General features: G+C 65.1%; 23 protein-coding genes. 17 read left to right on the top strand and 6 right to left on the bottom strand.

The annotated features are described in order from the left end of the window. Positions 1-12: 12 nt before the first annotated feature. The gene (locus I6F36_RS07125) at positions 13-1,329 is read left to right on the top strand and encodes a homoserine dehydrogenase (RefSeq protein ID WP_036022941.1); all 1,317 of its coding nucleotides are present in this window, start codon (positions 13-15) and stop codon (positions 1,327-1,329) included. Positions 1,330-1,416: 87 nt separating this feature from the next. After that, positions 1,417-2,418, top strand: coding sequence for a class II fructose-bisphosphatase (gene glpX / locus I6F36_RS07120; RefSeq protein WP_036022942.1), 1,002 nt, complete (start codon positions 1,417-1,419; stop codon positions 2,416-2,418). Between the two features lie 64 nt (positions 2,419-2,482). Here the strand turns inward: glpX and I6F36_RS07115 are convergent, their stop codons facing one another. Then, positions 2,483-3,505 carry a hypothetical protein gene (locus tag I6F36_RS07115; RefSeq protein ID WP_225113557.1) on the bottom strand — a complete coding sequence of 341 codons (1,023 nt, stop codon included), beginning with the start codon at positions 3,503-3,505 and terminating at the stop codon, positions 2,483-2,485. A 337-nt stretch (positions 3,506-3,842) separates the two neighbouring features. On the opposite strand from I6F36_RS07115, the gene I6F36_RS07110 reads away from it, so the two are divergent. Next, a complete protein-coding gene (locus tag I6F36_RS07110) occupies positions 3,843-4,571 on the top strand; it encodes a haloacid dehalogenase type II (RefSeq protein WP_036022944.1) in 729 nt (242 codons plus the stop codon). Between the two features lie 23 nt (positions 4,572-4,594). Beyond that, on the top strand, positions 4,595-5,104 hold the full coding sequence (locus I6F36_RS07105; protein WP_109143886.1) for a DUF4269 domain-containing protein: 510 nt from the start codon (positions 4,595-4,597) through the stop codon (positions 5,102-5,104). A gap of 62 nt (positions 5,105-5,166) precedes the next feature. On the opposite strand, the gene I6F36_RS07100 is transcribed toward I6F36_RS07105, so the two are convergent. Both I6F36_RS07100 and I6F36_RS07095 read right to left on the bottom strand, forming a co-directional pair. Beyond that, positions 5,167-6,138: an MBL fold metallo-hydrolase gene (locus I6F36_RS07100; RefSeq protein ID WP_225171207.1), complete on the bottom strand. Its 972-nt coding sequence runs from the start codon at positions 6,136-6,138 to the stop codon at positions 5,167-5,169. 217 nt (positions 6,139-6,355) lie between these two features. Further along, entirely contained in the window at positions 6,356-7,021 is a 666-nt protein-coding gene (locus I6F36_RS07095; protein ID WP_036022947.1) for a GntR family transcriptional regulator, read from the bottom strand. Positions 7,022-7,138: 117 nt separating this feature from the next. Here I6F36_RS07095 and I6F36_RS07090 point away from each other — a divergent pair, with 117 nt between their 5' ends. From I6F36_RS07090 to I6F36_RS07055, 8 genes are all read left to right on the top strand, one after another. Next, entirely contained in the window at positions 7,139-7,933 is a 795-nt protein-coding gene (locus I6F36_RS07090; RefSeq protein ID WP_036022948.1) for an enoyl-CoA hydratase/isomerase family protein, read from the top strand. Between the two features lie 9 nt (positions 7,934-7,942). Then, complete coding sequence (locus I6F36_RS07085) at positions 7,943-9,202, top strand: CaiB/BaiF CoA-transferase family protein (protein ID WP_225171206.1); 1,260 nt, start codon at positions 7,943-7,945, stop codon at positions 9,200-9,202. A gap of 51 nt (positions 9,203-9,253) precedes the next feature. Beyond that, positions 9,254-10,246 carry a tripartite tricarboxylate transporter substrate binding protein gene (locus I6F36_RS07080; RefSeq protein ID WP_035999871.1) on the top strand — a complete coding sequence of 331 codons (993 nt, stop codon included), beginning with the start codon at positions 9,254-9,256 and terminating at the stop codon, positions 10,244-10,246. Positions 10,247-10,423: 177 nt separating this feature from the next. After that, complete coding sequence (locus I6F36_RS07075; protein WP_225125514.1) at positions 10,424-10,906, top strand: tripartite tricarboxylate transporter TctB family protein; 483 nt, start codon at positions 10,424-10,426, stop codon at positions 10,904-10,906. Positions 10,907-10,918: 12 nt separating this feature from the next. Then, a complete protein-coding gene (locus tag I6F36_RS07070) occupies positions 10,919-12,457 on the top strand; it encodes a tripartite tricarboxylate transporter permease (RefSeq protein ID WP_225171205.1) in 1,539 nt (512 codons plus the stop codon). Continuing rightward, entirely contained in the window at positions 12,454-13,458 is a 1,005-nt protein-coding gene (locus tag I6F36_RS07065; RefSeq protein ID WP_225171204.1) for a 4-hydroxythreonine-4-phosphate dehydrogenase PdxA, read from the top strand. The genes I6F36_RS07070 and I6F36_RS07065 overlap by 4 nt, the downstream gene beginning before the upstream one ends. A gap of 136 nt (positions 13,459-13,594) precedes the next feature. Further along, positions 13,595-13,810 (top strand): hypothetical protein, encoded by a 216-nt coding sequence (locus I6F36_RS07060; protein WP_225171203.1) that lies wholly within the window; start codon positions 13,595-13,597, stop codon positions 13,808-13,810. 131 nt (positions 13,811-13,941) lie between these two features. Further along, positions 13,942-15,003, top strand: a complete 1,062-nt coding sequence (locus I6F36_RS07055; protein ID WP_225171202.1) for a glycosyltransferase family 4 protein — start codon at positions 13,942-13,944, stop codon at positions 15,001-15,003. Positions 15,004-15,191: 188 nt separating this feature from the next. Here the strand turns inward: I6F36_RS07055 and I6F36_RS07050 are convergent, their stop codons facing one another. After that, positions 15,192-16,268: a methyl-accepting chemotaxis protein gene (locus tag I6F36_RS07050; RefSeq protein ID WP_225171201.1), complete on the bottom strand. Its 1,077-nt coding sequence runs from the start codon at positions 16,266-16,268 to the stop codon at positions 15,192-15,194. A gap of 283 nt (positions 16,269-16,551) precedes the next feature. Here I6F36_RS07050 and recJ point away from each other — a divergent pair, with 283 nt between their 5' ends. From recJ to I6F36_RS07035, 3 genes are all read left to right on the top strand, one after another. Continuing rightward, positions 16,552-18,393 (top strand): single-stranded-DNA-specific exonuclease RecJ, encoded by a 1,842-nt coding sequence (gene recJ, locus I6F36_RS07045; protein ID WP_225171200.1) that lies wholly within the window; start codon positions 16,552-16,554, stop codon positions 18,391-18,393. An 82-nt stretch (positions 18,394-18,475) separates the two neighbouring features. Next, positions 18,476-19,285: an SDR family NAD(P)-dependent oxidoreductase gene (locus I6F36_RS07040; protein WP_225171199.1), complete on the top strand. Its 810-nt coding sequence runs from the start codon at positions 18,476-18,478 to the stop codon at positions 19,283-19,285. A gap of 97 nt (positions 19,286-19,382) precedes the next feature. Then, positions 19,383-20,180: an aldolase gene (locus tag I6F36_RS07035; protein ID WP_225141844.1), complete on the top strand. Its 798-nt coding sequence runs from the start codon at positions 19,383-19,385 to the stop codon at positions 20,178-20,180. A gap of 37 nt (positions 20,181-20,217) precedes the next feature. Here the strand turns inward: I6F36_RS07035 and I6F36_RS07030 are convergent, their stop codons facing one another. Continuing rightward, entirely contained in the window at positions 20,218-21,075 is an 858-nt protein-coding gene (locus tag I6F36_RS07030; RefSeq protein WP_225171198.1) for a LysR substrate-binding domain-containing protein, read from the bottom strand. A 135-nt stretch (positions 21,076-21,210) separates the two neighbouring features. Between I6F36_RS07030 and I6F36_RS07025 the strand changes: the two genes are divergently transcribed. After that, complete coding sequence (locus I6F36_RS07025; RefSeq protein ID WP_225171197.1) at positions 21,211-21,900, top strand: FMN-dependent NADH-azoreductase; 690 nt, start codon at positions 21,211-21,213, stop codon at positions 21,898-21,900. A 51-nt stretch (positions 21,901-21,951) separates the two neighbouring features. On the opposite strand, the gene I6F36_RS07020 is transcribed toward I6F36_RS07025, so the two are convergent. Further along, positions 21,952-23,181, bottom strand: coding sequence for a lytic murein transglycosylase (locus I6F36_RS07020; protein WP_225171196.1), 1,230 nt, complete (start codon positions 23,179-23,181; stop codon positions 21,952-21,954). Positions 23,182-23,372: 191 nt separating this feature from the next. On the opposite strand from I6F36_RS07020, the gene I6F36_RS07015 reads away from it, so the two are divergent. Continuing rightward, complete coding sequence (locus tag I6F36_RS07015; protein WP_035999836.1) at positions 23,373-23,624, top strand: hypothetical protein; 252 nt, start codon at positions 23,373-23,375, stop codon at positions 23,622-23,624. Positions 23,625-23,628 lie beyond the last annotated feature (4 nt).

Here is a 23,628-nt window from a genome sequence, read left to right as displayed (position 1 = left end):
TTCTGAAGTATCATGGTCGCACCGCTGAAAGTGGGCATAGCGGGGCTCGGCACCGTGGGTGCCGAGGTTATCCGTTTGATCGAAACACAGGCGCGCGTGCTCGCAGGGCGCAGCGGCCGGGGCATCCGCGTGGTTGCGGTCACAGCGCGTTCGAAGGCGAAGAAACGCGGCATCGACCTGCGCGGCTTCGATTGGGCGAAGGACCCGATCGCGCTCGCCACGCATCCGGAGGTCGATTGCTTCGTCGAGCTGATGGGCGGCGCCGGCGATCCCGCGCTGTCGGCGGTGGACGCTGCGCTCGGTGCCGGCAAGTCGGTCGTCACAGCCAACAAAGCGCTGCTCGCCAAGCACGGCCTCAAGCTGGCCAAGGCGGCTGAAAAGCACGGCGGTGCGCTGAATTTCGAGGCAGCGGTCGGCGCCGCGATCCCCGTCATCAAGACGTTGCGCGAAGGGCTTGCCGGAACCGGCGTCAACCGCGTCTACGGCATCCTCAACGGCACCTGCAATTACATCCTGACCCGGATGGAGCAGGAGGGCCTGTCCTTCGCCGAATGCCTCAAGGATGCCCAGCGGCTCGGCTATGCCGAGGCCAATCCGTCCTTCGACGTCGACGGCCACGACACCGCGCAGAAGCTCGCCATTCTCGCCAGCCTCGCTTTCGGCACGAAAGTTGCTCAAAGTGCGGTGTATGTCGAAGGCATCTCCTCCATCGCGCCGGAAGATCTTCGCGCCGCCGACGATCTCGGTTATCGGCTCAAACTGCTCGGTGTCGCCGTTCGCACCGCCAAGGGCATCGAGCAGCGCGTGCATCCGACCATGGTGCCGAAATCCTCCTCGATCGCGCAGGTGATGGGTGTCACTAATGCGGTCACGATCGATGGCGAAGGCATTCCGCCGATCACGCTGGTCGGCCCCGGCGCGGGCGGTGCCGCGACCGCATCCGCCGTCGTCGCCGATATCGCCGACGTCGCGCGCGGCATCCGCGCCAATCCGTTCGGCCGGCCGATCGGGCAGCTGCGCGACACCAAGAAGGCGCCGATGGAGCGCCACGAGGGCGGCTATTACATTCGCCTGCTCGCCCGCGATTTCCCCGGCACTGCGGCCGCGATCGCGACGCGGCTTGCCGAGCAGAAGATTTCGATCGAGTCGATCGTGCAGCGTCATCCCAATGGCGGCGCTGCGCCCACTGACGGCAAGGCTGTCCCGGTGCCCGTCATCCTGATCACCTATGCCACTCACGAGGATGCCGTGCGCCGTGCGCTCGCCGCCGTGCAGAAGGACAAGGTGATCAGCGGACGGCCGCAGGTGATCCGGATCGAGAAGAACTGAGGCGGTCGTTCGTTCGAACGAACACCGGGCGTTGTGAGTTGATGCGGGCGGAGATTTCCGTCCCAAACGTTTCGAAGGAGTAAGCCGATGTCGACCCATATTGAAGTCCCCCCGCACGCCTTGCTCGAGCGCATTCTCACGCTGGAGATCGTGCGGGTGACGGAGCGGGCGGCGGTGTCGTCGGCGCGGTTGCGCGGCCACGGCAACGAGAAGGCGGCCGACCAGGCCGCCGTCGACGCCATGAGGCGCGAGCTCAACAAGCTGCCGATCCAGGGCACCATCGTGATCGGCGAGGGCGAACGCGACGAGGCGCCGATGCTCTATATCGGCGAGCAGGTCGGCCTCAAGGCAGGTCCCGAGGTCGATATCGCGGTCGACCCGCTCGAAGGCACCACGCTGTGCGCCAAGAACATGCCGGGCTCGATCGCCACCATGGCGATGGCTGACGGCGGCACGCTGCTGCACGCCCCCGACGTCTACATGCAGAAGCTCGCGATCGGCCCCGGCTACGACAAGGGCGTCGTCGATCTCGATGCCTCGCCGGCCGACAATGTCCGCCGCCTCGCCAAGGCCAAGGGCGTGAAGCCCGAGGGCATCACCGTTCTCGTGCTCGACCGTCCGCGCCATGCCGACATCATTTCGAGCGTGCGCTCGACCGGTGCGGCCGTACGCCTGATCACCGACGGCGACGTTGCCGGCGTCATCCATTGCGCCGACCCCGACAACACCGGCGTCGACATGTATCTCGGCACCGGCGGTGCACCGGAAGGCGTGCTCGCCGCCGTGGCGCTGCGCTGCATCGGCGGCCAGATGCAGTGCCGCCTCATCCTCGATTCCGAGGAGAAGCGCGAGCGCGCCGCCAAGATGGGCGTCAACGATCCCAAGATGATCTACGGCATCGAGGACATGGCACGCGGCGACTGCCTGTTCGCCGCCACCGGCGTCACCACGGGCTCGCTGCTGTCGGGCGTCAAGTTCCGCAAGGACGGCGTGATCGAGACCGAGACGGTGGTGATGCGCTCCGTCACCGGCACCGTGCGCTACATCAAGGCCGAGCACCGCGAGCTGGCGAAGTTCCATCTGGATTGAGGCCGCGGTCATCCGCGCGCGATTGCTCGGCGCTTTGGTCGCAGACGGACCCGTCGTCTGTCTGCTATGGGCTGCGATGCGGTGCCGGGGCGAACATGTGCAGGTCGCGCAACATCAGAGCCAGCATGACGGCCCCCTGGAGCTGCCCAACCTCATCGGCCCAGGGCTGAAGAATGGACTTCGCGGTCGCCATGTCTCCGCGCGCGAGCGCGCTGCGCGCGTTTATGTCGGCCTCGGCATAGGTGTCAGTTGCAATCATACGGGACAGCGCCTGCGCGAGGCCTTCATCGAAGCTCTCCAGGCGTACTTCGGAGACGTAGTGATCAGGCTTGAGACCGATTTTGTTTCTTGGATGCGCCGGATCGAAATGCCCAACCTTTGCCAGCATGATCAGCAGAGGATGATTTCCGGCGATGGAAGGAGGAATGATCGGATAGGTCCTGATTCTCCCCGATCGATCATCAAGAGATGAGAAGGAGATGACCGGCCCAAGGTTGAAGCGCGACTTGCGATGGAGCACAGCAACGCGATGGTCGATCTCGGAGTCCGGTTTGAACACCTCACCGTTCTTGAAGCTCGCGTCGGGGTCGGCAGCGATGAGAAATGCCGAGAGCTGGGCAACCCGGCCGGTGACGGTGCGTTCGTCAAGCCCGTCCACCTCAAACTCGATCTCTCGTCCAGCGAACGCGGACAATCCGAGCGTATAAGCTCCCAGGGTCTTGCCGGAACGGAAGGGGACGATGTCCATCCACAATCCGAACGGCTGATCTGGATACGCCTCGAACGCGCGGCTTGACTGCTCCAGCCACATCTCGGGGGAACGGCCGATTTTTCCGTCCCAGATGACGGCGACAACATTAGGCAGTGCCGCAACCACGGCACCCACAAAGGCGGTCGTGAGGTACGTATTCTCGGCAAAATCCAGCGCTTTCGTTTCCGTATTGCCTTCGGCAGAGCCCATCGGCGCGACCACGAGGTGCGCACGATGGCGTCGAGCGGCGTGGAAAGCTTCCGGCCACAGCCAGGAAGCCCGCTCCCACAATTGCTGATCGAAAGGTATCGGCGCAGGCATCAGGAGGATCGTCATGAGATGATCTCCTGCGCGGATGAACAGGGGACCGTCAGCACCGTCGCTCGGTGCGAAGGTGCTACGGTTCCAGCGTATGTCGGCATGACGAACGCGTAAGAACTGGATCAAAGCCTCCTCGTCCGGGAGGCGGGCATCCTCGAGCAATATGTATGCGACAGAGACGGTTGTCATGGCCGGTGCGCTTCACCCCGACGAGTTGAGGTAGGCGACCAAACTCGTCCCTCACGTGCTTGATGCGCCGAACTAGCGCTATTGTTGCATGGAACGGATCATGCTTTAAAGCCCTCGATCTCGGCCGGCTAGCCGGGCCAAAACAAAATGAGCGGAGCGAAGCATGACCACACCATCCAATCTCTCCGCCGTCAAAGCCCTCGTCTTCGACGTGTTCGGCACAGTCGTGGACTGGCGCACCAGCCTGATTACCGACTTCATGTGGTGGAGCAAGCAGCGCGGCATCACCGCCGATTGGACCGCGCTGGTCGACGGCTGGCGCGGCATGTACATGGCCTCGATGGACGACGTGCGCCAACATCCCGAGCGCGGCTACGTCATGCTCGACGATCTGCATCGCCGCTCGCTGGAGCAGCTGGTCGATCAATTCGCGATCAGGGGCCTCACCGAGGCCGATCTCGACTACCTCACCAAAGGCTGGCACCGCCTGCATCCCTGGCCCGACAGCGTCGCCGGCTTGATGCGGCTGAAATCAAAGTTCGTGATCTCGCCGCTCTCGAACGGCAACGTCGCGCTGCTCACCAACATGGCGAAGTTCGCCGGCCTGCCGTGGGACCTCATCATGTCGGCCGAGCTGTTCGAGCACTACAAGCCCGATCCGGAAACCTATCTCGGCGCAGCAAAGCTGCTCTGCCTCAAGCCGGAAGAGGTGATGATGGTCGCGGCCCACAATGGCGATCTCGCTGCCGCCCAGAAGAACGGATTGAAGACCGCCTTCGTGGCGCGACCGACCGAATACGGCCCGCTTCAGAAGGTCGATTTCGAAGCAACCGGCAAGTGGGACATCGTCGCGAAGGATTTTGGCGGCATCGCCGATCAGCTCGGCTGCTGACATTCGCGGCGCAGCGGCGATCAATGGACTACGAAAGTGCGATCGGCAGTTCGGGATTGCTCGACGAGCTGCGGGAGTTCGATCCACGCGTGGTCGGGACGCTGCCTTTGGGGCTTGCGACGCCATTGAGCGACATCGATGTCGTCTGCCATGTTCTGGACGCGGTGGCTTTCGCCGAAGTGATCTGGCGCCGGTACCGCGCCTGTGGCGGGTTTGCGCTCTACCAATGGTGCTCCAGCCGGCGGCCGGTGGTCGCCCGCTTCGAGTGGGACGGCTGGCCGTTCGAGCTGTTCGGCGATCCCAGGCCGGTCGATCAGCAGGAAGGCTGGCTGCACTTCGAAATCGAGCGGAGATTGCTCGCGCTCGACGACGGGCGTCTGCGCAAAGCCGTGGCCGACCATAGGGCGCGCGGGATGAAGACCGAGCCCGCGTTTGCCGCCGCGCTCGGCATTGCCGGGGACCCGTATTCCGCATTGCTTGCATTGGGCCGTGAGAGCGACGCCCAGCTGCGGGCCCGCCTGGAGTGCCTGTAAGGTTCGCCGCGTGGGACCGCACAGATCCGGGCGGCTCGCGCCGCCCGGATCTGAACTGACGGCTACAACGTCATCTTCATCGGCTCCGGATAGTAGCGGAAACCATCTCCGGCTTTGGCGACATGGCCATAGCCTGGCCAGGCGAAGTGATAGGACATCACCGGGATCTTGTTGGCGGCCAGCATCGTCAGCAGCTTGACGCGCGACTCGGCCGCCTGCTTCGGGTCGGAATCGTAGGAGAACTCCATCCGTGGCTTCTCCAGCAGCAGCACCGAATGGTGCGAGAGATCGCCGAGGAAGGCGAACGACTTGCCGGCCGACGTCACCATGAAGATGGTGTGGCCGACGGTGTGGCCTGGGGCCGCGATCGCCTGCACGCCGGGCAGGAATTCCTCTCCATCCCTAAAGAATTTGATCCGATCCCGGACCGGCAGCAGGTTCTTGCGGGCGTGGACGACGAAATCCTTGGCCGCGCTGCCGAGCTTGCCTTCGTCGGTCCAGAAGTCGAAATCGCTCTGGGCAATGTAGACTTGCGCGTTGGGGAACAGCGGCTTGCCGCCTTCGTCGACGATGCCGCCGATATGATCGATATGGGCATGCGAGCATACGACGGCATCGATGTCGCCCGGCTTGATGCCGGCCTCGGTCATGCTCTTCTGCTGCCGTCCGGTGCTGGCGCCGAACATCTTCGATGAGCCCATGCCGGTGTCGAACAGGATGAGCTTGTCACCGGTGTTCACGATCGGAGAGTTCTGTTCGAGCACGACATTGTCCGGCGACAGGAAATTGTCGGCCAGCATCTTCTTGACCTCTTCCTTGGGAACGCCGGTGAAGGTCCCGGAGGGATCGCCGAGCGGAAGCGGTCCGTCGGATACCACGGTCACCTCGGCATCGCCGAGAATGAAGCGGTGCCAGTAGGGCGTCTGAGTGCCGAGCTTGGGCGCCCGCGCCATCGCGCTGCTGCCGAGCATGGCGCTGGCGCCGAGACCGGCCCCAAGTGCGAGTAGGGACCGACGCGAGACATCGAGTGTCATTCTTTTCCTCCGCTTTCGTCTTTTGTTTTGCGCAATCGTTGGCGCGGTAAGCGGCCGCCCGATCGGCCACGTGGCCGGAGGGCGGCGAAAGCATGCTGCGCCGGTTGCGACAAGCTAGCAAGTGGAATCACCCGGTACGGCACGCTGAACGAGAACGATAGCCGGAGCGCGAAAGCGACGTCCAAAGGCAGGCTGCGCCAAGGCGCGGAATTGCGCGTTACGCAATTCTCAACGTGACGTCATTGCCTTCCGTCTCGGCAAAGCCGGCCTGCAGCACCTCTTCGCGCTTGTGACGCAGATGCGCACGCAGGATGTGGGCGAGCCCGACACCGTCGCGGCGCTGAAGCGCGTTCAGGATTGCCTCGTGCTCCTTCACGGCGAGCGCCCAGCGCTGCGCCGTCATCGGCGTGACATAGCGCGCGCGCCGGATGCGCGCGGTCACCGAGGCGTAAAGCCCGGCGAGCACAGGATTTCCCGCTGCGGTCACGATGGCTTCGTGAATGGCGCGATTGCCACGGTAGTACTGGATCAGGTCGCGCTCGCGATAATGCTGCACCATGTCCGCATGTGCGGCGGCGATCGCATCGATCTCGGCGTCGCTGATGCGCTCGCAGGCGAGTTCGCCCGCGAGAGCCTCCAAGCCCTGGCAGACCTCGAACAGGTCGCGCATGTCCTTGTCGGTCAGCTTTGCTGCCCGCGAGCCGCGATGCGGCAGCAACTGCACGAGCCCTTCCGCCGCCAGCACCTTGAGCGCCTCGCGCAGCGGCGTCCGCGAGATCTCGAGCCGCTCGCACAGCTCGCGCTCGGGAATCCGCGCGCCCGGCGGGATTTCGCCGTCGAGCAGGATGGCGCGGATGCGGTTGACGACCTCGTCGTGAAGCATGGCTCTGAGCTCAGTTTTGAATGCAAAAATGAACTTATACGCCCATATGGCCAAGTTCCAGCTTGAAAATCCAACGTTTTGCATTCAAAAATGCAAAAAACAGAAAGGTATGAGGAAATGGACCTGCAAGTGGCGGCAGAAGACCTCGTGTTCGAGCGCGACGGCGGCATCGGGCGGATCACCTTCAACCGTCCGCAGGCCCGCAATGCCTTCACGTTCGCCATGTACGAGCGGCTCGCCGCGATCTGCGAGGAGGCCAATCGCGACCATGACATCAAGGTGCTGGTGCTGCGGGGGGCCGGCGACAAGGCCTTCGCCTCGGGCACCGACATCAATCAGTTTCGCGAATTCAGGACGCCGCAGGACGCCGTCGACTACGAGAACCGCATCGACCGGGTGCTGACCACACTCGAGCAATGCCGGGTCCCCACGATCGCGGCGATCAACGGGTTCTGTACCGGCGGCGGGGCCGGCATTGCCGCGGCCTGCGACCTCCGCATCGGCACAAAAGCTGCGAAGATCGGATTCCCCATCGCCAGGACGCTCGGCAATTGCCTGTCGATGTCCAATGTCAGCCGTCTCACCGCACTGATCGGCGCCGCGCGCGTCAAGGATCTCATCTTCACCGCACGCCTCGTCGATGCCGGGGAGGCCGCAAGCGTCGGGCTGCTCGGCGAGGTCGTCGACGATCTTGCCGCCCTTGAACGACGCGCCGACGAGGTGGCCCGGCTCGTCGCGAGCCATGCGCCGCTGACGCTGAACGCGACCAAGCAGGCTGTCAGCCGTCTGCAGCGCCGGCTGACGCAGGACGAGGGCGAAGACCTCATCCTGATGTGCTACACGAGCCAGGATTTTCGCGAAGGGCTCGATGCTTTCCTCAACAAGCGCGCGCCGCAATGGCGCGGCCAATAGGACGAGCCGATGCAAAGCGATCCATCGCAATCCACCTCCCGCCGTTCGGGACCGCTGGCCGGCCTCAAGGTCATTGATCTCACTCACGTCATGGCGGGACCGACCTGCACCTTGATGCTCGCCGACATGGGCGCCGACGTGATCAAGATCGAGAAATGGCCGAACGGCGACGACACCCGTCATTCGGTGCCGCCGAAGATCGGGGACGAGGCGGCCTCCTTCCTGATGATGAACCGCAACAAGCGCGGCATCGTGCTGGACCTGAAGACCGACGGCGGCAAAGAGGTGCTGCGCCGGCTGATCGCCGATGCCGACGTGCTGGTCGAGAACTTTGCGCCGGGCGCGATGGAGCGCCTCGGCTTCGGCTATGAGGCGCTGCACGCGGAATTCCCGGCGCTGATCTATTGCTCGCTGTCGGGCTTCGGCCGCACCGGCCCCTACAAGCATCGCAGGGGGTTCGATCTCGTCGCGCAAGCCATGAGCGGCATCATGAGTTTTACCGGCGAGCGGCCCGACGGTCCGCCCGTCAAGTGCGGCCCGCCGCTGTCGGACATCACCGCCGGCCTGCTCGCGAGCATGGGCATCCTGGCCGCCTACACCCATCGCCTCAAGACCGGTGAAGGCCAATGGGTCGAGACCTCGCTTTATGAAGCCGCCTTGGTGCAGACCTATTGGCAGTCGACCATCGCGCTCGCCGCGGGCACCGCGCCGCGCGCGATGGGCTCGGCGCATCCGCTCAACGCGCCGTACCAGGCGTTTGAAGCCTCGGACGGCTGGCTCGTGGTCGGCGGCGCCAACAAGAAGCATTGGCTGTTGATGCTGGAAGCGCTCGGCGCGAGCGAGCTCGCCGACGATCCGCGCTTCGTCACCGGTGCCGATCGCATGGTCAACCTGAAGGAGCTCGAAGCCGTCCTGAGCGAGCGCTTCCGTAAGCAATCGCGGGCGCATTGGCTGGCGGCGCTGGACGAGAAGGGCGTGCCGTGCGGCCCCGTGCACGACATGCTGGAGGCGCTGAGCGATCCGCAGACGCTGGCGCGCGAGATGGTCGTCGAGGTCGAGCACTCCACGCTCGGGCCCGTCAAGACGATCGGGCTTCCCATCAAGTTTTCGGAGACCCCGGGCAAAGTGCGATCAGGCGCACCGGTCTATGGAGAGCACACGAAAGAGGTTCTGGCCGAGCATGGGTTCGACCAGTCACGAATCGAAGCGCTCGAAAAAGAAGGCGCAATCGTCTCGGCCCGGGAACGAGGCGAGGAACACGTCGCCTGACCGGACGTCGATACGACAACAACAAAAGATAAAGATCAGCTGGAGGAAATCATGGGTCGGACGTCAACATTTCTGCTCTCCGCAGCCGCAGCCGTGCTCGCCGGCACCATGCCGGCGCTCAGCGCCTGGCAACCGCAAAAGCCGATCGAGTTCGTGGCCACCGCCGGCCCCGGCGGCGGCACCGACAATCTCGCGCGCGCGGTGCAGAACATCATCACCAAGCACAAGCTGATCGAGCAACCGATCGTCGTCGTCAACAAGGGGGGCGGCAGTGGCGCTGAAGGCTATGTCTACGGCAAGGCCTCCGCCGGTGATCCCTACAAGGTGATCTTCGGCACCTCGAATGCCTGGCAGCAGCCGCTCGTCTCCAAGGTCGCCTTCAACTACACCGATCTCACGCCGATCGCGGCGATGGCGCAGGACGAGTTCCTGCTCTGGGTCAAGCAGGACGCGCCGTACAAGACCGCGGGCGATTATCTGAAGGCGGCCGCAGCGGGCGAATTCAAGATGGGCGGCGCGCAGTCCAAGGACACCGACGAGGTGCTGACGCGCATGATCGAGAAGGCCGGCAAGGTCAAGCTGACCTATATCCCGTTCAAGAGCGGCGCCGAGACCGCCGTGCAGCTCGCCGGCGGACACCTCGATTCCCACGTCAACAACCCCAGCGAAAGCCTCGGGCAATGGCGCGGCAGCACGCAGCGCCCGCTCTGCGTGTTCAGCCCGAAACGGCTGCCGCAGGGGCCGAAGGTCACCGCGACGGAAGGCTGGGGCGACGTTCCAACCTGCGTCGAGCAGGGCCTCGACATCAACCAATATGAGCAGCCGCGTACCGTATGGCTGCCCGGCAAGGTCACGCCGGAGCAGGCCGCGTTCTATGTCGACCTCATGAAGAAGGTGCAGGCGACGCCGGAGTGGAAGGACTACATCGAGAAGACCTCCCAGGTCGACACGTTCCTCACCGGTGCCGAGCTCGAAAAATTCATCAAGGAGGACCTCGAGCGCATCAAGCAGGTCGCGGGCGATCAGGGCTGGCTGGTCAAGTGAGGCCGAGGATGGGCTTCGATCGCGCCGCCAACTGTAGCCCTGGTCCTCATCCTGAGGGCCCGCCGGAGGCGGGCGTCTCGAAGGATGGCCGCGGATGCGATGTCGCCTGGAGCCGTCCTTCGACACGCGCGAAAAAGCGCGCTCCTCAGGACGAGGACTGTTTCGCCGGAGCTGCCCATGATCTCCCGTCGCGCCCTTGAACTTGCGACCGCCGTGCTCACCGGCAGCTTCGGCGTGGCCGTCGTCGTCTCCAGCCTCGACAACGGCATCGGCTGGTCGAGCGCAGGCGTGGACGCCGGCACATTCCCGTTCCTGACCGGGATCATCGTCGTGCTCGGCAGCCTCTACAATCTGGTGCGAGGCGTGGTGCCGGCCGCGACGCTCGCAAACGTTCCCATCGCGATCACGTCGATCGAGCTGCGCCGGCTCGTCGGCCTGTTCGTGCCGGCTGCCATCTTCGTCGCTGCGATCCCGCTCGCCGGGATGTACGTCGCCTCCGCTCTCTATGTCTTCGCGGTGCTGGCGATTCCCCGACACCAATCCGTGCCGCGCGCGCTGGCTATGGCAGGAGCTACGGCGCTCGCGCTCTACCTCGTGTTCGAGCGCATGTTCCAGGTCAGTCTGCCGCGCGGCGCACTGGCTTCCGCGCTCGGGTTCTGAGGGAGCAGCGGGATGGACAATCTCCAGGAGCTCCTGCACGGCTTCACCATCGCGGTCACGGTGCCGCATCTGGTCCTGATGGTGGTCGGCGTGCTGCTCGGCATTCTCGTCGGCGTGCTGCCGGGGCTGGGCGCGCCGAACGGCGTGTCGCTGCTCCTGCCGCTCACCTTCGGCATGCAGCCGGTCTCGGCCATCATCCTGCTCTCCAGCATGTATTGGGGCGCGCTGTTCGGGGGATCGGTGACCTCCATCCTGTTCAATATCCCGGGGGAGCCGTCGTCGGTGGCGACCACCTTCGACGGCTATCCGATGGCGCGCGACGGCAGGCCGACCACCGCGCTCGCGACCGCCTTCGGTTCGGCGGCGTTCGGCGCGCTGGTCGGCGTCATCCTGATCACCTTCCTCGCCTCCTGGGTGGCGCAGGCTGCGCTCGCGTTCGGGCCGGCCGAGTATTTTGCCGTCTATTTTCTCGCCTTTGCCAGCTTCGTCGGCATGGGCGGTGCGGCGCCGATCAAGACCGTCGTGGCGCTGGCGCTCGGCTTCGCCATCGCCGCCATCGGCATCGACACGGTCTCCGGCAGCGTACGCCTCACCATGGGCGTGGACGAACTCGTCAAGGGTGTCAGCTTCGTCGTCGCGGTGATGGGCCTGTTCGGCATCGGCGAGCTGCTGGTGGCCGTCGAGGAGGAATTTCACGCCCGCGCCGTCTCATCCAAAATCGATTGGCGCGAGGTGTTTCGCGCCGTCGGCCGCCTGCCGCGGCACGGCATCGCCCTGCTGCGCAGCGCCGCGATCGGCTGCTGGATGGGCATCACGCCGGGCGGCCCGACCGCGGCCTCCTTCATGAGCTACGGCATCGCGCGGCGCTTTTCACGGCGCGGCCGACATTTCGGCACGGGCGAGGTCGAAGGCATCGTCTCGCCGGAGACGGCCGATCATGCCGCCGGCACCAGCGCGCTGCTGCCGATGCTCTCGCTCGGCATTCCGGGCTCGGCAACCGCGGCCGTGATGATGGGCGGGTTGATGATCTGGGGCCTCAATCCCGGGCCCATGCTGTTCGTGGACCAAAAGGATTTTGTCTGGGGCCTGATCGCCTCGATGTATGTCGGCAACATCGTCGCCGTCGCCCTGGTGCTGCTGACGATCCCGGTGTTCGCCGCCCTGATGCGGATTCCCTTCGTGGTGATCGCGCCGCTGATCGTGATCATCTGCGTCGTCGGCGCCTATTCGGTGTCGAACTCCTATCTCGACGTCGTCATGATGCTCGGCTTCGGGGTCGTCGGCTATCTCTTCAAGAAGCTGTTCTATCCGCTGGCGCCGCTGGTGCTCGCGATCGTCATCGGCGACAAGGCCGAGGACGCCTTCCGGCAGTCGATGCTGATCTCCAAGGGATCTCTCGGCATTTTCTTTGCGAACAAGCTGGTGACGTGCTTGATCGTGGGCGGCATCGCGCTGCTGCTGCTTCCGCTTCTGTTGCAGCTGCCGCGGCTCTGGCGCAAACCTGCGTCGCCCGCGACCGATGCGCCAGTCCAGGAAAGGGCGATCATATGACCGCAAAGCCGCTGATTGCGCTGGCCATGGGAGATCCAGCCGGCATCAGCCCGGAGCTGACGGCCAAGCTCGTGGCGCAGGACGACATCCGCGCGCGCTGCCGGCTCGTCGTCATCGGCGACCGCCGCATTTTCGACGAGGGCGCGCGCATTGCCGGCGTCAAGCCGGAGCTGAAGATGCTAGAGCAGGGCGCCGATCTTCGCGCAGCGCAGGAAGATGCGCTGTTCGTCGATCTCCGCCACCTCGACCCCAGAGAGGTCGAGCCGAAGAAAGCGACCCTTGCCGGCGGAAAATTTGCGCTGGCCAATTACAGGCATGCGCTCGAGCTCGGCCGCGACGGCCATGTCGACGCGGTCTGCTTCACCCCCTTTAACAAGCAGGCGATGCGCCTTGCCCGTGCCGAGTACGACGACGAGATCGCGTTCTCCGCCGAGGTCGTCGGTCTCAAGACGCCGGCAAGCGAATTCAACGTGCTGGACCGGCTCTGGAACGCACGGGTCACCTCGCACATCCCGCTCAGGGACGTCGCTGCGAAGCTATCCGGCGAACGCATCCATCGCGCGCTCAGACTAACCGATTCCTGCATGCGCAACGCCGGCTTTGCGCGGCCACGCATCGCGGTCGCAGGCCTCAACCCCCATGCCGGCGACGGCGGCAATTTCGGCCGCGAGGAGATCGACGTGATTGCGCCGGTGGTCGCAGCAAGCCAGAGCGAGGGCATTGCCGCGGACGGACCGTTTCCGGCCGACACCGTGTTCCTGCGCGCCAAGGCCGGCGCCTTCGATGCCGTGCTGACGATGTATCACGACCAGGGCCAGATCGCGATGAAGCTGATGGGTTTCGATCGCGGCGTGACCTTGCTCGGCGGCTTCCCGTTCCCGATCTGCACGCCCGCGCACGGCACCGCCTACGACATCGCGGGTCAAGGTATCGCATCGATTGGCGCCAGCCGCGCGGCGTTGCTGCTCGCCGCGGAGATGGCGGCGCGTCGTCTCGGCTGAACTTGCACGCGCGAAGGGAGCGACCGCTGATTGCGCTCGCCTTGCGCGCAGACCTAGACTTTAGGGAAAAACTGGAAACTTCCGCCGTCGCGAGGAGTTGGCGCCCCATGAACATCTTCCACGTCGGAGCTGGAACATGGTCGACGACGGCCCGCTACGAACAGCGGTGGACACCGCTTGGTGCGTGTACCTTGCCCGGCATCGCAGCGTCGATGCAGCGGATGGCCGTCGTTGCCTGCTCGAGCGTCATCTGCAAGGGAGGCGGGAAGCGCGCGAGAGTAACGGTGATGCCCAGGAACTCGCAGCATTCGGGCTTGCCTATCTCGAGCGGCTTTCCGATGACGAATGTTGAGGCTCATCGAGGGCGGTATCTGTCGGCTGGCTAGCGCGAGCGCAAGGCCGGATTGGACCTTGCTCGCGATTTCGAACCTTCTGTCTGCGGCCATCGTGCTGATCGTGCGTTCAGCGATATAGCGAGCTCCAATGCGTATCGCCCAGCTGGCTCCGCTTGCCGAAAGCGTCCCTCCGAAGCTCTACGGCGGCACCGAGCGGGTGGTAGCCTGGCTTGTGGATGAGCTTGTCGAGCTCGGTCACGACGTCACGCTGTTTGCCAGCGGTGATTCCCGAACGAGAGGCAAACTCCACCCGGTATGGCCACGCGCGCTGCGTCTCGGCCGGAAGGGCGCCGATCCGAACGCAGCCTGCGCGATGCTGCTGGAAGCGATCGCGAGACGAGCCAACGACTTCGACGTGATCCACGCCCATCTCGACTGGCTTCCGCTGCCGTTGCTCAGTCGCGTTGGCGTACCGTTCCTGACGACCATGCACGGCCGCCTTGACTTGCCTGGCTTGCCTGACGTGGTTCGGCAGTTCCCAGAAGCATGCTTCGTGTCGATCTCGGATCACCAGCGCCTGCCGCTTCCGGATGCGAAATGGATTGGGACGATCCAGCACGGGCTGCCGTCGGAGCTGTTGGACCCATCCTATGAGGAGGGATCCTATCTGGCGTTTCTTGGCCGTCTCACGGAGGACAAGGGTCCGGAGGACGCCATCCGCATCGCGCACGCAGCCCGGATGCCTCTTCGCATCGCCGCGAAGATTCCACGCGCCGAGACTGCCTACTTCAGGAAACACCTTGCGCCCCGGATCGACGGCGAGATGATCCAGCTTATCGGCGAAGTCGACGACGTGAAGAAGCAATCATTCCTTGGCGGAGCAGCCGCTCTGCTATTTCCGATCGCTTGGCCGGAGCCTTTCGGGCTGGTCATGATCGAGGCGATGGCGTGCGGAGCGCCCGTGATCGCCTATCGCTCCGGCTCTGTCCCTGAGGTCATCGAGCACGGCCTAACCGGTTTCATCGTCGAGAACGAGGAGCAGGCGGTCAAGGCGGTCGGCGAATTGGGCAAGCTGGATCGAAGGAGAGTGCGCGCCCGCTTCGAGGAACGCTTCACCGCATACCGAATGGCGCGCCAGTACGAAGATCAGTACCGCAAGCTGGCTGCCGCGGCAGCTCGGAAGGTCAACACGCAAATGTCGGAAAGGTGAAGGGAGGCGGCGATGTCGCTGTGCTAGATCGCCGCGCCCGATGAGGTGTCGCCGAGCCGGATTCCTTCTGTTTTGCCCGACGTGTCAAAGAATCTTCGCGCGTGCAAAAACAGCGAGGTAAGACAACCCCTTGGCTACTGTGCATGGGGTTGTTTTCGCGAGTTTTGATCGAGGCGGGCCCGCTCGCCTCACGCGCCGCAGACGATCACGCCGTACCAGCCGAGCCCGCGATAGGTCTCGTAGCCTGGGGTGGCATGGAACGCGACCAGTGTGCCCGTGCGTTCCTGATAGAAGCCGGAGCGCTGGCCGTTCAGCGACAGCGAGATGCGTTCGCTGAGGATGCCCTGGCCGTCGGACGCCGCGATCACGCGAAAATTGGAATCGACCAGCAATACGCGCGCCTTGTCGCTGTCGCCGACGCGCACGCCCTGCACGATGGCGCGGGCCTGCGGCTCCCAGTCGAAATGGATGGCGAGCACCCCGATCGGCGCGCCGTTGGCCTGCCCGCCGGCGCGGACGCTGGCGCAATAGGTCGCGACCTGCGCGTTGCCGAGCAGCGGCTGGTTCTCGACGTCGCCGGCGACATAATCGTCGCCGGAGCGAAGGCCTTTCGCGTCGCGAAACCATCTGGTGTGGGCGACGTTCTGGCCGACGACGCGGAAGCGGTCGGCGCGGCCGTTGGCGATGACGTTGCCGTCGAGGTCGCAGAGCCAGAGATCGAGATAGACGGTGTAGGCCCCGAGGATCACGCCGAGGCGCTGCGAGGCATGGGAGACGGCCGCAGCACTGGGCGAGGCCGCGCAATCGACCACGGCGGAATCGGTCGCCCACCAGCGCACGTCGCAGGTGCGTTCGTAGAGATTGCGGTCGATCAGCTCGATCGCGTTGAGCGACAGGTCGACCATCCGCTCGCCGCGGGAGCGCTGGCTCATGCGGTCGATCGAGGCGACGAGATCGCCGGTGCGTTTCGTCAATTGGGTCTCGAGCTCGCGGGCGATGGTCTCGACCTGCTGGCCGACGCCGCGCACCTCCTGCGCCACCACCGCAAAGCCCGCGCCTTGCGCGCCGGCGCGCGAGCTCTCGATCAGCGCGTTCAGCGCCAGCATCTTCATCTGGTTGGTGATCTGCTGGATCGACTTGGTCTTGTCGACCGCGATCTGGTTGACCTCGGCGGTGAGACGGTTGATCAGCGCGGAGATGTCGGAATCATCGTCCGCGGGCTCGGTGGCGATCGGCTTGGCTTTCAGACCCAGCGCAGCAGACATCGGGGACTTCCCTTGGCAATGAGGTCTGATCTGCAATGAACCCGGAACAACGACTTACAGATCGAATACGATTCTTTTTCGAGGATTCCGCCTAACGCCTGCTTAATTTGCTGTTTGACGGGATGCCTAAATGATAGTCAGTGCGCCCGTCGGGGCGGCCATCCACCGCTTTGTGCGGCCGGACCGTTGCAAATCCGTCCCGGATGCCGACCAATCCCCTGAAGCCAGTGACTCTGCGTTCGCGTGACCGCCTGGCCCTGGTTCCCCAACATCTGCCTCTGTCATGACGCCGCCAGCCACCGCCTTGCCTATCGAAGCGCCCCAGGCCTTCCTGGGCGTGGCGCGCTCGCTCACCGACAAGCTGTGGCGCGACCGGCTTGATGCCCGCGGGGCAGCCCAGGCGCTCGCCATCGTGCAGCGGCACCAATTGCCGGAACTGCTGGCGCGGGTACTGGCGGGCCGCGGTGTCGACATCGACGCGGTGTCCGACTTTCTCGATCCGACCATCCGAAAGCTGCTGCCGGACCCGTTCACGGTGACGGAGATGGAGACCGCCGCCAAACGCATCGCGGATGCCGCGACCAAGGGCGAGAAGGTTGCGATCTTCGGCGATTACGACGTCGACGGCGCGACCTCGGCGGCGCTGCTGGCCTGGCATCTGCGCCATTGCGGGCTCGATCCGCTGATCCATATTCCCGACCGGATTTTCGAGGGCTACGGCCCCAACACAGAAGCGGTGCGCGCGCTCGCGGCCAAGGGCGCCACTCTGCTGATCACAGTCGATTGCGGCACCACCAGCATAGAGCCGCTCGCCGAGGCCAAGCGCCTCGGCATGTCCGTGGTCGTGATCGACCATCACCAGGCTGGCACGGAGCTGCCGGTGGTGGATGCGCTGGTCAATCCGAACCGGCTCGACGATCTCTCCGGCCTCGGTCATCTCGCCGCCGTCGGCCTCGTGCTGGTGACGCTGGTGGCGGTCAATCGCGAGCTGCGCCAGCGCGGCTTCTGGACCAGCGAGATGCCCGAGCCCGATCTCCTGGGCATGCTGCATCACGTCGCGCTCGGCACCGTCGCCGACGTCGCGCCGCTGATCGGTCTCAACCGCGCCTTCGTCGCCAAGGGGCTGATCGCGATGCGGCGGCGCGACCATGTCGGCCACACCGCGCTGATGGACGTGGCGCGGCTCAACGGCCCGCCGGAGGCCTGGCATCTCGGCTTCATGCTGGGCCCGCGTGTCAATGCCGGTGGCCGTATCGGCCGCGCCGATCTCGGCGTGCGGCTGCTGCTCGAAGGTGACAGCGTCGAGGCAGCGCGGATCGCGGCCGAGCTCGACCGTCTCAACAGCGAACGTCGCGTCATCGAGCAGGCGGCGGAAGCCCAGGCCGAAGCCGAGGCGCTGGCCTCGATCGGGCTGGAGGACAAGCTCGCCGTCATCGTCACGGCCTCGGAAGGCTGGCATCCCGGCGTGGTCGGCCTCGTTGCCTCCCGCCTGAAGGAGAAGTTCTCGCGGCCGGCCTTTGCCATTGCGCTGGAGCCGGGGGGGATCGGCACCGGCTCGGGCCGCTCGATCGCCGGCGTCGATCTCGGCAAGGCGGTGCGGCAGGCGGTCGCCGACGGCATCCTGCTCAAGGGCGGCGGCCACGCCATGGCCGCGGGCGTGACGCTGCGCAAGGAGAAGCTCGCCGAATTCCGCGCCTATCTCGAGACCGCGCTGGCGCGCGACGTCGCCGAGGCGCGCCACGTCAACGAGCTCTATATCGACGGCGCGGTCTCGGCGCGTGCGGTGACGCCGGAGCTTGCGACGACGCTCAACCGCGCAGGTCCCTTCGGCAGCGGCAACCCGGAGCCGGTGCTGGCGCTGCCGGCGCATCAACTCGTGTTTGCCGACGAGGTCGGGCAGGCGCATCTGCGCCTGCGCTTCAAGGCGGGTGACGGCGCCATCGTCAACGGCATCGCGTTCCGTTCGGTCGGCCAGAAGCTGGGCAATGCGCTGCTCGCCAATCGCGGCCAGCCGATGCATGTCGCGGGCTCGTTGTCGGTCGACCGCTACCAGGGCGCCGAGCGCGTGCAATTCCGTGTTGTCGACGTCGCGCTACCGGATCAGGGGCCATCCGTGATTAGATGATGCATGATCCGGAAAAGTGCGAAGCGGTTTTCCGACAACGATCAAAGACAACGGTTCCAAACAACAAAAAAAGGGAGTGAGCATGGCAGGGCAGGTTGAGGGCAAGGTCGCGCTGGTGACGGGTGGCGCCTCCGGCATAGGCGAGGCCATCGTCGAGCTGTTCGCGCGCGAGGGCGCGACTGTCGTCATCACCGATATCGACGAGCTGCGCGGCCCGGAGCTCGCCAGGCGCGTAACAAACGTGGGCGGCAAGGCGATCTTCCTGGAGCAGGATGTCACGAGCGAAGAGCGCTGGATCGAGATCGTCGCCGAGATCGCAAAGCGATATGGCCGGCTCGACGTGCTCGTCTCAAATGCCGGGATCGGCATCTCCGTGCCTTCGATCGTCGACATGACCCTCGCCGACTGGCGCAAGCAGAACGCGATCAACCTCGATGGCGTGTTCCTCTCGGTCAAGCATTGCCTGCCTTTGATGCGCAAGATCGGGGGCGGCTCGATCGTCATGATGTCCTCGCTGGCGGGACTGCGCGGCTCGCCCGGATTGTCGGCCTATTCGGCGACCAAGGGCGGCGTGCGGCTGTTCGCCAAATCCATTGCGATGGAGTGCGCGGCGGCGGCCGACGGCATCCGGGTCAACTCGGTTCACCCCGGCATCATCGACACCCCGATCTGGGGCAAGATCCCGACGGGGGCGGCCGGCGCCGGCCAGAATGCCCCGATCGATCCGGAGGAGCGCGCCCGCGTCGTCACGCCGCTTGGCCGCGCCGGCCAGGCCGCGGAGATCGCTTCGGGCGTGCTGTATCTCGCCTCCGATGGCTCGCGCTACGTCACCGGCAGCGAGCTCGTCATCGACGGCGGCATGAATGCCGGCGGCGTGCCGCGGCGCGCTTGAGCTGCGCAGGGCAGGGTGGCGGCCGCAGGGGCTGACGCGCAGGCGCAGTCCCTGTACAACACTGGGCAGCTCCCGACCGAAAGAGGTGTCCTTCGCCATGGCGCACAGCCTTCACGCTTCTTCACCCGCGCCCGCGCCATTCCGTTCCAACCGGCCGGATCTCGCCACCGACGCGATCCGCACCGCGCGCGAGGATCTCGCCGCCTGCTTCCGCATGGCCGCGCGCAACGGCTTTGAGGAGGGCATCTGCAACCACTTCTCGGCCGTGGTGCCCGGTCATGACGATCTGTTCCTCGTCAATCCCTATGGCTACGCCTTTCGCGAGTTGACCGCGTCGAAGCTGTTGATCTGCGACTTCCACGGCAACGTGCTCGACGGCGAGGGCGTGCCCGAGGCGACCGCGTTCTACATCCATGCCGAGATGCACAGGCTGCTGCCGCGCGCCAAGGTCGCCTTCCACACCCACATGCCCTACGCGACAGCGCTGTCGATGACCGAAGGCGAGCCCCTGATCTGGGCCGGCCAGACCGCGCTGAAATTCTACGGCCGCACCGCGGTCGACCGCGACTACAACGGCCTCGCGCTCGACAGCCGCGAAGGTGCCCGCATCGCGTCCGCCGTCGGCGATGCCGACATCGTCTTCATGAAGCATCACGGCGTGATGGTGCTGGCGCCGACCATCGCGGAAGCCTGGGACGATCTCTATTATCTCGAGCGCGCCGCCGAGGTGCAGGTGCTGGCGATGTCGACGGGGCGGAAGGTGCTGCCGGTCGATCCCGCCGTTGCGGCGGAGACCTACAGGCAGATGCGCGAGGGCGATTCCGAATCCGCCCGGCTGCATCTCGCCGCGATCCGGCGGCAGCTCGATGCGGAAGAGCCGCAATATCGGCACTGACCACGATGTCATTCCGGGCGCGCTAGAGCTGCGCGCATCAGCGGGCCGCGTCGAACTCTGACTTCAGCCAGTGTCGTACAGCCTCGACCGGCTCGGTGAGCGGCCGGTCGCGGCTGCGGACCAAGTGCAGCGAAGAGCCTTCCAGCTCCGGCCCGAATGGTGCGACCAGCGTTCCCTGCGAAAGTTCGTCGGCGACGAGCACAAGACTGTGCAAAGCGACACCAGCGCCGGCGACGGTTGCCTGGATGGCATGGGTTTCATCGCTGAAACGCACGCCGGCGCGCGCATCAACGTCGTCAATGCCGGCCGTCTTGAACCAGCGCCGCCAGGTCGGATTTCGGGCATCACGACGGTGCCAGTCGAAATGTAGCAGCGTTGCTGAGCGCAGGTCGCTCGGTCTTCGGATGCCCAAGCGCGGACTGACCACCGGTGCGAAACGATCGACCGTGAGCGGCTCGGCAATCAGATCGGGATAAGGACCGGAACCGTAGCGAAGTGCGAGGTCCGCGGTCGAATTGAGATCGGCCACCTCCAAGCTCGCAAGCAATGTGAGATCAATGTCGGCTCTGCTCTTTCGGAGCCCAGCAAGACGCGGCACCAGCCATTTGGCTGTGAAAGCCGGCGTCGCCGAAAGTGTGACCACCGCCCGGCGTCGCTTCCGGCTCAATCCCTCCAGAACACGCGCAAACGCATCAAAGCCGTCGCGCAGGACCGGAAGCAGGACCTGACCTTCCGCGGTGAGCAGAACCTGCCGCGTCCGGCGCTCGAACAGCCTGACCCCGACCGTCTGCTCCAGCTGTCGCACCTGATGGCTGATCGCGGTCGGCGTGACGTGAAGTTCATCGGCGGCGCGCTTGAAGCTGAGGTGACGTGCCGCCGCTTCAAATGCACGCAATCCCGCCAGCGGAGGAAGCCTTCTCATCGCGAACTCAAGGATGAATGCAGTTCATCCATAGGCTGAGCAACTTTCGTTTGTCAACGACGGGACCTGAACCGATCTATTGGGCAAATAGATGAGAGGAGTGCTGCAATGCAACTGCTACAAATCGATTCAAGCGCGCGGTTCGAGCCTTCAGATGCAAATCCGCGCGGTTCGCACACCAGGCGTCTGACTCAGCGTTTCGTCCAACGATGGCTACAGTCGCGGCCGGGGGATCGCGTCGTCAGCCGCGACCTCGGTCGCTTCGCACCGAGTCCGGTGACGGACGACTGGGTCAAGGCGGCCTTCGCGAAGCCCGATCGGCGCGAGCCATGGATGAGAGAGGCTTTGGCGGAAAGCGATGCGCTGGTCGACGAGTTGATCTCAGCTGATCTGATCGTCGCGGGCGTGCCAATGTACAACTTCGGTGTGCCAGCGCAGTTCAAGGCATACATCGACAACATTGTTCGGGTCGGACGCACGTTCGGCTTCGACCGATCACGCCCGGACAATCCATATTCGCCGCTGCTTGCGGGCATGGACAAGCGTCTTGTCCTGCTCGGCTCGCGCGGAGACTACGGATACGATCCGGGCGGGCGTATGGCCGCCGTCAATCATGTCGAAGGCGCCGTCCGGGACGTGTTTGCTTTCCTCGGGATCACGGCTTTCCACAGCATCGCAGTCGAGTACGACGAATTCGCCGACGATCGATTGCAGGCGTCGATTGCCGCGGCCGAGCGTGCCGTGGATGACCTCGTCGACGAGCTGCTGAAGCTGACAGACCAGCGAAACGCGGCTTAAGGGTTGGCTGCAGCCGCGGTGGAGGCGCCAGCGCCGGCGCTTCCAGCCGTGCTAATTGGTTTGCCGCAGCTTGGCCAGCACTTTGAGTCCGCCGTAGCCATCGGCGGGCACGATCCCGACCTTCTGCTGAAAGTCCTTGACCGCCTTCATGGTGTCGTTGCCGACGCGGCCGTCGGTACCGCCGGTGTCGAAGCCGGCTTTGGTGAGGCGCGTCTGCATCTCCTGCACTTCGGCGAGCGTCAACGCACGCTCGGAGCCAGGGAAGGGTTGGATGAACGGCGGAGCTCCCAGGCAGCGGTCGCCGAGATGGCAGATCGCCAGCGCGTAGTTCATGGAAGGGTTGTAGCTCTTCACCGAGTAGAAGTTCGGCCCGAGCAGGAAGGTCGGCCCGCCCGCAACCGGAGTCCACATCTGTGCGGATGCGGAGGCTTGCGGAAACGGCTGGCCGTCGGCACGAGTCACGCCGGCCGCCTGCCAGGCCGCATAGGTGCGGCTGCCGCTCATGTTGGCGGGCGCGCGCACCTCGTAGCCCCAGTGTTCGCCACGGTGCCACTTGCCGCGATTGACGAGATATTTTGCGGTCGAGCCCAGCGCATCGTCGGGTTTGCCGAATGGCGAGACCTTGCCGTCGCCGTCATAGTCGATGCCGACATTGAGCCAGACCTCCGGCATCCATTGCGAATGGCCCATCGCGCCGGCCCATGATCCCCGCATGTCCTCAGGCGTGGACCAGCCCTTGTCGACGATGCGCAGTGCATTGATCAGCTCGGTCTCCCAATAGGCCTTGCGGCGCGGCTCGTTCCAGGCGAGCGCGGCGAGCGAGGGAAACACCGGCCTCATGTGGTTCTGCTGCACCAGCGGATCGCCATAGGCGGACTCGACGCCCCAAAGCGCCAGCAGCGTGCCGCGCTCGACCCCGAAATCGCGCTCGATGCGGGCGAACAGCGCCTCGTTGTTCTTCAGCGCGATCTTGCCGTTGATGATGCGCCAGTCCGAGACGCGGCGGTTGATGTACTGCCAAACCTGCTCGCGGAATTCGGGCTGGTTGCGCATCTGCGCAAACACGCTCATGTCCGGTTCGACCCGTCCCATCGCGCGCTGCCATGTCGCGGCGGAAATGCCTTTTGCCATCGCGCGCGCACGAAAGCTCTCGCGCCATTCGTCGAAGCCGGGAGGCGCGGCGAGAGCGCGGGTGGGAAGCGCGAGCAAAGCGGCTGCACCGAGCGTCGACTGGAGCAGGGCGCGGCGTGTGTGACGGGGCGAGGAATCAGTGTGCTTCATGGGCACATTCTAGCCGGAAACATGGCACGCGTGAGTCGGTTCCGAAACGGCCGCGTGCGGCAACTCGGCCCGACCCCGTCGGTCGTTCCCACCGGAACAAGTGCCGCACTCCCGCATTCCTCCCACGCCAGGAGGAGAAGAGCCGGCCGTGGTCGGGCCGTCCTTCCTGTTCATCGAAGCATCGGGGTGGAATGAAGATACGCACACATGCCGAAAGCCATATCGTCGAACTCGACGACGGATCGCAATGGAAGATCTTTCCCGGCGACCTCGCGACGACGCTGAGCTGGAAGCCCGAAACCGATCTGCGTCTGGAGCCGAGCGGTGAGCGGGTGAATTCGCACGTGCTGGTCAATCCCGCCGACCAGACCCGCGTGCGGGTGATCGCGGCCGACGAGAGCTGGCCGGACGGCGCAGTCAAGAACGCCTTGAAAGGCGGGTAGCACC

This window comes from Bradyrhizobium sp. BRP19 (assembly GCF_020194195.1).
GTDB classification, from domain to species: domain Bacteria; phylum Pseudomonadota; class Alphaproteobacteria; order Rhizobiales; family Xanthobacteraceae; genus Bradyrhizobium; species Bradyrhizobium yuanmingense.
The sequence above is the reverse complement of the archived record's forward strand: the minus strand, read 5'-3'. Positions and strand labels throughout refer to the sequence as shown.